The sequence below is a fragment of the Okeania sp. SIO2C9 genome (assembly GCF_010672455.1).
Lineage (GTDB): Bacteria > Cyanobacteriota > Cyanobacteriia > Cyanobacteriales > Microcoleaceae > Okeania.
In genome coordinates, this window is record NZ_JAAHGO010000012.1 from 497,998 (window position 1) to 507,001 (window position 9,004).

Here is a 9,004-nt window from a genome sequence, read left to right on the forward strand (position 1 = left end):
ACTTTTTTTCACTATTAGCTATTGCCCGCTATCTGGCTGTGGGAAGAGTGGGAGGTGTGGAAGGTGTGGGAGGTGCGGGGAATAACAATCTTGTCTACAATTCTCAAAACACTTTTCTTCGGAAAAAGCCTCTCAAAGAGGTACACATAATTTGTCTACTTTGTCAAGTTTTATATTAAATGATGTAGTTCAACAATTAATTATTTATTATTAATAATTAACAATTACTTCTCCTTGAAAAGAAGAGGATTTACTAAAATAAAATTCAGTATTTAAAGCCTCCTACTTCATTAGGAGATACTGTTAACTGTTAACTGATAACTGATAACTGAAAATGCCTACTTCCCGCCTGTTAATATTGATTCTAGGTCTCAGCCTAATTTTATTGCTCATAATTTGGCTAATTGGTTCTTTATCATGGTTATATAGTCAAGTTTCATGGTCTGCCCCCCCATTTGTGGCCAACCTATTACTATTACTATTAATTCTCCTAATTGGGATAGTCATTTTTGCTTTCATATATTATCTGAGACTATATACCATTCAAAAAAATCAACGGCGACGAGGGTCGAAAGTTAAAGTTAAGATTCCGGTTGTGAAATCTGAGGTAGCTTCTGAATCTCTTAAGGCAGTAAGACAACAGGTTATATTAATTCAAGATGAAGTTGCTCGGCAAGCATTATTGAACCGTTCACAAGAAATAGAAGCTAGTCTAGCACGAGGTGATGTAAAAGTTGTTGTTTTTGGTACGGGTTCTGCTGGTAAGACTTCTGTGGTTAATGCACTTATGGGTCAGATGGTGGGTAGGGTAGAAGCACCTATGGGGTCAACTACAGTCGGAGAAACATATCATTTAAAAATGCCAGGATTGGAAAAAGAAATTTTAATTACTGATACTCCAGGAATTCTAGAAGCGGGAATAGCAGGTACGGAAAGGGGTCAAATGGCAAGGGTTTTGGCGACAGAGGCTAATCTACTATTATTTGTGGTTGATAATGATTTACAGCAGTCTGAATATACTGCTTTGAAAGGTTTGGTGGACATTGGTAAGCGATCGCTTGTGGTCTTTAATAAGATTGACCTCTACACTGAAGAGGACCAAAAAGCAATTATTGTTAAGCTCAGGGAAAGGTTAGTAGGGTTTAGCAAAATGGATATTGTGGCGATCGCTGCTCATCCTCATTCTGTTAAGCTTGAGACTGGAGAAATATATCAGCCAGAACCTGATATTATGGCTTTAATCAGACGTATGGCTGCTATTTTGCGGGCTGAGGGAGAAGATTTGATTGCTGATAATATTTTGCTCAAATCTCAACGTTTAGGGGAAGAAGCAAGATGTTTAATTGATGGTCAAAGACGACGACAAGCAGAGAAGGTTGTAGAAAGGTTTCAGTGGATAGGAGCAGGGGTTATTGCTGTGACGCCTTTACCTGTAGTTGATGTTTTGGCCACAGCTGCAGTTAATGCTCAAATGGTGATAGAAATTGGTAAAGTTTATGGTTGTGAATTAAACCTTGAAAGAGGGCAAGAGTTAGCAATGTCTTTGGCTAAAACACTTGCTAGTTTGGGCATTGTTGAAGGGGTGATTAAATTAATTTCTACAGCTTTACAATTAACTGTAGCAACTTTTTTAATTGGGAAGGCAATTCAAGGGGTAAGTGCAGCTTATTTAACTAGAATTGCTGGGAAGAGTTTTATTGAGTATTTTAGTCATAATCAAGATTGGGGAGATGGTGGCATTACAGAGGTAGTACAAACACAATTTCAATTAACAAAAAAAGATGCATTTGTTAAGTTGTTTATTCAAGATGCGCTGGCTAAAGTTGTAGAGCCTTTGACTAATATTTATGCCTCTAATGAAGAGCTTGAAGCACAAGAAGAATACGATTTAGAAGAAGTTAATTATCAATCTCAATCAATCAAAAACCAAGATAATACTATTAATGATTGGGATACAGAAAGTAGAGCAAAATGGGAAAATTGGTAATTTTATAAGTAGAAAAATAGGGAGTAGGCAGAAATAATTAATGTATTTAGTACGATAATTAATTGGATTTTTTATGATTAGGAGATACAGCAGATTCCGCTGGAGTGAAATATACCCTCTCTCTCTTTCTGACTCCTAACTTTTAACTTTTAACTTTTAACTTTATGGGAAAATTGGTAATTTTAGAAGGTAGAAAAATAGGGAGTAGGCAGAAATAATTAATGTATTTAGTACAATAATTAATTGGATTTTTTATGATTAGGAGATACAGCAGATTCCGCTGGAGTGAAATACACCCTCTGTCTCCTCCTAATATAACTTTTAACTTTTTACTTCTAACTTTTTACTTCTAACTTTTTACTTCTAACTTATAACTTCTAACTTTTGAATTTTGACTTCTAATGATTAGGATAAAGAAAGTAGAGCAAAATGATGGGAAAATTGGTAATTTTATAAGTAGAAAAATAGAGAGTAGGCAGAAATAATTAATGTATTTAGTACAATAATTAATTTTATTTTTTATGATTAGGAGATACAGCAAATTCCGCTGGAGTGAAATACACCCTCTCTCTCTTCCTAATATAACTCGTGAGTTCTAAATTCTAAATTCTAAATTCTAAATTCTAAATTTTGACTCCCTACTCCCTCAAGTTAGAAAACCGAGCTTCTAATGAAACTCGGTTCTGAGCTAATATTTGATTGGACACTACAGCCATCAGCTATAAATCTAATAACCTTTTTCCATGAATAACCGCAGCAACAATTACTGTCGGACCTTTAACTTGATAAAGGACTCGATAACTATAAGCATAATCTTGTCGGTAACTTTCATCTCCAAACTCTTTGACCACTTCTCCTTGTAAAGGATTATGAATCAAGTTTTTAGTGACATTAATTATCCTATGGACTACTGCTGCAGCATAAGAAACAGAGTCACGCGCTATGTAGGAGGCGATCGCATCCACATCATCTATAGCTTTAGAAGACCAAACTACTTTATAACCCATTTACTCAAAAGCCCTTCAGCTTCTTCTTGTGTAATTTTTCTTTCTTTATCAGCTACTTCTAAACCATGAAGAACTTTTTCAATTACATATAAATGATATTGAACATCTTCAAGGGAGCAATTATCTGGCAATTTACTTAATAGAGATTCTACTTTTTTCTTAGCGGTATTCATAAAGTTCATATTATTAAGTCACTGTTCCTAGCTGTACATGAGCCATTGGACAGCGACATCTGGTGCTTTGCATTTTTGCGCTTTCCAAGCATAAAAAAGCGAAAAACACATCCCCTCTTAGAAGAACCTTTAAGATATTAATCATTTTTATCTCTAATTTTATTATTTTGAAACCTTTTGGTCTCATATAGTTCCTTTAAATTAGATGCTTTCATGTTCTAGCGCCTTCCGCAAACAAAATATGTCAGATTATCGCCGACCTTGGCTCTAAATATAAGGAAGGTAATATACCTATCAATAATATAACAATCTGATTTAACTTTTGAAAGAGAATACTATCACTTTGAGCTATCAGCTACCAGTGTAATTACTTATAGCTAATAACTTATTGGTCAATCATCTATATTTATGATCCCTGCAAAGTATAACTTGATATAGACTTCTTAATCGTCTTCAAAGAAAAGTTTTACTTTCTACAGATAGACCTATCAAATGCAATTTGGCATAATTTAATGGTAGAAATTTGGACTAGTCATTATTAATTTATGGCCCTTCATAAATTATTCAATTCAAAACTTTTAAATACTATCAAGAGCTTACCAAATAACAAGTCAAATAAATAAACCCGCTCTCAATTTATCAGAAAGCAGGTGTAAATACTTATGTGGAGATTAGTTAAAGTAAATTTTTAATTTTTAATTACTTCCTGTTTCTTTATGTAGTAACCTAATTAGAATTGATGATGGTTGTGCAATGAAGGTTAAACAATACTTGACATCCTACCGATGTTGCCCTTACGCGACAACACGAGATTCCCACTCGATAACTGATAGGGACTTTCTGCTGCCTATTGACAGAACAGCTGCGCTTTTTCCTATGGTCATGCTCCGCAAACATGTCGCGAAGCGAAACATAGCAGCTGTCTCCGAGGCCGAACCTCTTTTTGCTCTAAAGGGGCGCTCCACAGTACGTCGCCCCGATGCTCTCGTAGCCCAGCAGCCTTAATTTAACTGCCATATCACAGACTTTAGAAAAACCGCAACATTGATTGGTTTTCCCATGTGACGCTCCCTTGCCAGGAGAGCATGAGTCTTCAACCAACGTTGAGATAAAAGTCTAGAAATTTTCATAGTTAGCGATCGCCCCAGTCATCTTCTCAATTACATCTGGCACAGGTATAGAACCTAATTCCCCAGCAGCACGAGTCCGAATACTCAGACTATTTGACTCAACTTCCTTAGCTCCAACTACAGCCATTACAGGAATTTTGGCCTTCTCAGCATTTCTAATCAACTTACCCAAACGTTCGTTACTAATATCTACCTCAGCACGAATACCTACTTGACGCATTTGAGCAGTAACCTCTTGAGCAAAGGGCAAAAATTCAGAATTAACAGGCAAAAGTCTAGTTTGGGTAGGAGCTAACCACAAAGGAAAATCTCCTGCATATTCCTCAATCAAAATTCCAATCAACCTTTCCAAGGAACCAAAAGGTGCCCGGTGAATCATAACTGGACGCTTTCTTGTTCCATCTTCTGCCACATATTCTAAATCAAACCGTTCGGGCAAATTATAGTCTACCTGTACAGTACCCAACTGCCATTCTCGCTCCAAAGCATCCTGGAAAATAAAATCTAACTTTGGACCATAGAACGCCGCTTCACCAATACCCTCAAAATGCTCCATACCCATTTTTTCCACAGCCCGGCGAATAGCACCTTCAGCTTTTTCCCAAGCCTCATCAGAACCAATGTACTTATCTGAGTCAGGGTCACGGAAACTTAATCTAGCCTTAAAATTATTTAGTTGTAGATTTTTAAACACAAATAGAGTTAAGTCTACCACACTAAGAAACTCGGCTTCAAGTTGTTCGGGTGTCACAAACAAATGAGAATCATCTTGAGTGAAACCTCGGACTCGGGTTAAACCACCTAATTCCCCAGACTTTTCATGGCGGTAAACAGTGCCAAACTCGGCAAGTCGTATTGGTAACTCCCGATAAGAACGTAAGTCCTGTTTATAAATTTGGATATGGAATGGACAGTTCATTGGTTTTAAAACAAAACCCTGTTCCTGAGCTTCTGATTCCTCATCCTCAGCCATCATCGGGAACATATCCTCTTTATACTTTTGCCAATGTCCGGAAGTTTTGAATAAATCGACTCTGGCAATATGGGGAGTATCTACAGGTAAATAACCCCGTTTCTGTTGTTCTTGTTGGAGAAAGTCTTTCAATGAATTCTTTAACATTGTACCTTTGGGAGTCCACAGAGGTAATCCCGGTCCAACAAGGTCGGAAAACATAAATAGTCCTAATTCTTTACCTAGTTTACGATGGTTTCTTTTGAAAGCTTCTTCTTTACGTCTTTTATATTCGGCTAGTTGTTCTGGAGTTTCCCAAGCAGTACCATAGATACGTTGTAATTGGGCTTTGGTTTCGTCTCCGCGCCAATAAGCTCCGGCGATACTTTCTAAGTCGATCGCTTTAGGATTAAGTTGCTTTGTTGTTTCTATGTGGGGACCTGCACATAAATCCCACCATTCTTCACCAAGATGATAAATGGTAATTGGTTCTTCTAAGTCTTCGAGGATTTCTAATTTATATGGTTCTTTAATTTGTTCTATTCTACGTTTGGCTTCTTCGCGGCTGACTTCTTCTCTAATGACGGGTAAGTCGCGTTTGATTATTTTGACCATCTCTTTTTTGATGGTTTTGAGGTCAGCTTCTGTAAATGGTTCGGGGGTATCAAAGTCGTAGTAAAAGCCATTTTCGATCCAAGGACCAATTGTTACTTGTGCCTTGGGAAACAGCTTTTGTACGGCCATTGCCATGACATGGGATGTGGTATGACGAATTTTTTTGAGAGTTTCTGACTCGCTGGTGCGAGGTAAATGAATTTTTTCTGGTTGTTCTGGGGAAGGATTAGATTCTGGCCTAGACATTGGCTGTTTATTCTTGGATTTTTTTTATATTTGCACAGGAGAAGAGGAAAGCTCTATTCTAGTTTAGTTAATCATCCATTTAGGGATTTTTGAGATTTCAACACTACAGATATCAAACGTTATAGTTTTTGATTACTATATCTAGTGTTTTTTTCTTAATTTTGATTCACAGGAGAAGAGGAAAGCTCTACTCAAGTTTAGTTAATTATCCATTGAGGGATTTTTGAGGTTCAAACACTACATATATAAAACGTTATAGTTTTTGATTACTACATCTAGTGTTTTTTCTAAATTTTTGATTCACAGGAATAGAGAAAGACTTTATTCTAGTTTAGTTAATTATCCATTGAGGGATTTTTGAGGTTTCAACGCTACATATATCAAACGTTATAGTTTTTGATTACTATATCTAGTGTTTTTTTCTTAATTTTGATTCACAGGAGAAGAGGAAAGCTCTACTCAAGTTTAGTTAATTATCCATTGAGGGATTTTTGAGGTTCAAACACTACATATATAAAACGTTATAGTTTTTGATTACTATATCTAGTGTTTTTTTCTTAATTTTGATTCACAGGAGAAGAGGAAAGCTCTACTCAAGTTTAGTTAATTATCCATTGAGGGATTTTTGAGGTTCAAACACTACATATATAAAACGTTATAGTTTTTGATTACTACATCTAGTGTTTTTTCTAAATTTTTGATTCACAGGAATAGAGAAAGACTTTATTCTAGTTTAGTTAATTATCCATTGAGGGATTTTTGAGGTTTCAACGCTACATATATCAAACGTTATAGTTTTTGATTACTATATCTAGCGTTTTTTTTCTTAATTTTGATTTACAGGAGAAGAGGAAAGCTCTACTCAAGTTTAGTTAATTATCCATTGAGGGATTTTTGAGGTTCAAACACTACATATATAAAACGTTATAGTTTTTGATTACTATATCTAGTGTTTTTTTCTAGATTTTGATTCACAGGAAAAGAGGAAGACTCTATTCTAGTTTAGTTAATCATCATTTAGGGATTTTTGAGGTTTCAACGCTACGCATATCAAACGTTATAGTTTTTGACTACTATATACGATTATATTAATAATATTATGGATAGTGTTTTGCTTAAATTCTATTTACAATAGAGATCTCCAGAAAAGAGGTAGTAGGGAGTAGGCTGAAAGAGTTAATTATTTGTGTATGGTAGTTAATTTTATTTTTTATTATTGGAGATGTCTAATGAATCAGTTTCTTGTCTTGCTTTTTCTAACCAACTATCACATTTTTCTTGATTATTTTTTATCCACTCCTGGGCATGACGGAGAATATCTTCTGGTTGGTCTTCTCCCTCTTTAATACGTAAACTTTCCTCACTCATATCGGCAACTGGAATTTGTACTAATTCAAACCATCGTTTAGCAACTGGATTGTTTTTTAAGAATTTTTTATTAGCTACTATACGCTGTTGCATTATCTGAAAGCCAAAATTTTTTCCATCTAGAGACGTATCTTTTTCAGTCAAATTTCCCATCTCTTTTGGTAAAGGTGTAAAAGGTACTTCTAACCAAACTACATCTTTACCTGGTTTTAATTTTGTAGATATCCAATGAGTATCGTAGGCATAATAAAGAATTGGTTTTCCTTCCTGATAACGAGTCATTGCATCTGCCAAAAGAATTTCATATTGTCCTTGATTATGTTCTACTGTATCTTCTAATTCATAAGCTTTAAGATGATGATTGATAGTTAACTCACAAGACCAACCAGGATTACAACCTACTAAATTTGCTTTGCCATCTCCATCGGAATCAAAAAGTTTGGCTATTTCTGGATTTTTTAATTGTTGAAGATTAGTAATGTTATATTTATCGGCTGTTTTTTTGTCAATTTCATATCTTTGTACTCCATCGGGAGTTAATTTTCCAACTTTCTCTAACTTTTCTTGACCACCAGCATTTTCAAAGAATTCATTGTGTTGTGGTTCATAGTAAACAACACTATAGTCTAGGTCTCCATTGGCAAGAGAAATATAAATTGCTGGATATTCAATTTGTTTTGGTTTTTTGATTTTGTATCCTAGTTTTTCTAAACCTATATTTACTACTTCGGTTTGAAATAATTCTTGTATAAAGGTACTATTAGCACTCCTAATAGTAACTGTTTGATTATCAGGAACTTGTTGACAGGAAGTAAAAATTATTAATAAGCTGGTGAGGATTGTTCCTAAGAAAATTTTCAGGTATTTTTGTTTCATTTGAGTTTGATTGATTGAAAAAGATTTAATATCTGGTAGTTTACGACTCAATTGATTACAAAATTATAGCGGTTTATAAATTAGTTTCAGCCTTTTTTCTGATTTTTCAAATCCATTAAATTCTTGAAAAATTAGCAACATTATTTATTCTTAATTAGCAGCTTTTATCGCTGTTTATAACCAAGTATCATATTTTTGTTGATGATTTTTTACCCATTATTGAGCATGACGCATAATATCTTTTGGTTTGTCTTCTCCCTCTTTAATACGTAAACTTTCCTCATTCATATCGGCAACTGGAATTTGTACTAATTCAAACCATCGTTTAGCAACTGGATTATTTTCTAGGAATTTTTTATTAGCTACTATACGCTGTTGCATTATCTGAAAGCCAAAATTTTTTCCATCTAGAGACGTATCTTTTTCAGTCAAATTTCCCATCTCTTTTGGTAAAGGTGTAAAAGGTACTTCTAACCAAACTACATCTTTACCTGGTTTTAATTTTGTAGATATCCAATGAGTATCGTAGGCATAATAAAGAATTGGTTTTCCTTCCTGATAACGAGTCATTGCATCTGCCAAAAGAATTTCATATTGTCCTTGATTATGTTCTACTGTATCTTCTAATTCATAAGCTTTAAGATGATGAT

Annotated in this window: 6 protein-coding genes; 1 reads left to right on the forward strand and 5 read right to left on the reverse strand. The window is 34.8% G+C overall.

Annotated elements, in window-relative coordinates; translation table 11 throughout:
- The first annotated feature begins 334 nt into the window (after window positions 1-334).
- A complete protein-coding gene (locus F6K23_RS12585) occupies window positions 335-1,987 on the forward strand; it encodes a YcjF family protein (protein ID WP_293155466.1) in 1,653 nt (550 codons plus the stop codon).
- 719 nt (window positions 1,988-2,706) lie between these two features.
- On the opposite strand, the gene F6K23_RS12590 is transcribed toward F6K23_RS12585, so the two are convergent.
- From F6K23_RS12590 to F6K23_RS12610, 5 genes are all read right to left on the reverse strand, one after another.
- Entirely contained in the window at window positions 2,707-2,994 is a 288-nt protein-coding gene (locus tag F6K23_RS12590; protein ID WP_293155469.1) for a type II toxin-antitoxin system RelE/ParE family toxin, read from the reverse strand.
- Entirely contained in the window at window positions 2,979-3,167 is a 189-nt protein-coding gene (locus F6K23_RS12595) for a hypothetical protein (protein ID WP_044136527.1), read from the reverse strand. Before F6K23_RS12595 ends, F6K23_RS12590 begins: the two co-directional genes overlap by 16 nt.
- A 1,116-nt stretch (window positions 3,168-4,283) precedes the next feature.
- Entirely contained in the window at window positions 4,284-6,110 is a 1,827-nt protein-coding gene (gene thrS / locus F6K23_RS12600; protein ID WP_293155477.1) for a threonine--tRNA ligase, read from the reverse strand.
- 1,203 nt (window positions 6,111-7,313) lie between these two features.
- Entirely contained in the window at window positions 7,314-8,405 is a 1,092-nt protein-coding gene (gene proX / locus F6K23_RS12605) for a glycine betaine/L-proline ABC transporter substrate-binding protein ProX (RefSeq protein WP_293155480.1), read from the reverse strand.
- 165 nt (window positions 8,406-8,570) lie between these two features.
- Window positions 8,571-9,004, reverse strand: a 434-nt coding sequence (locus F6K23_RS12610; protein ID WP_293155483.1) for a glycine betaine ABC transporter substrate-binding protein, incomplete at its 5' end; no start/stop codon positions are given.

Coding starts and splice junctions, on each gene's coding strand:
- thrS (WP_293155477.1), bottom strand. CDS start 6,110: ATGTCTAGGCCAGAATCTAATCCTTCCCCAGAACAACCAGAAAAAATT.
- F6K23_RS12590 (WP_293155469.1), bottom strand. CDS start 2,994: ATGGGTTATAAAGTAGTTTGGTCTTCTAAAGCTATAGATGATGTGGAT.
- F6K23_RS12595 (WP_044136527.1), bottom strand. CDS start 3,167: ATGAATACCGCTAAGAAAAAAGTAGAATCTCTATTAAGTAAATTGCCA.
- F6K23_RS12585 (WP_293155466.1), top strand. CDS start 335: ATGCCTACTTCCCGCCTGTTAATATTGATTCTAGGTCTCAGCCTAATT.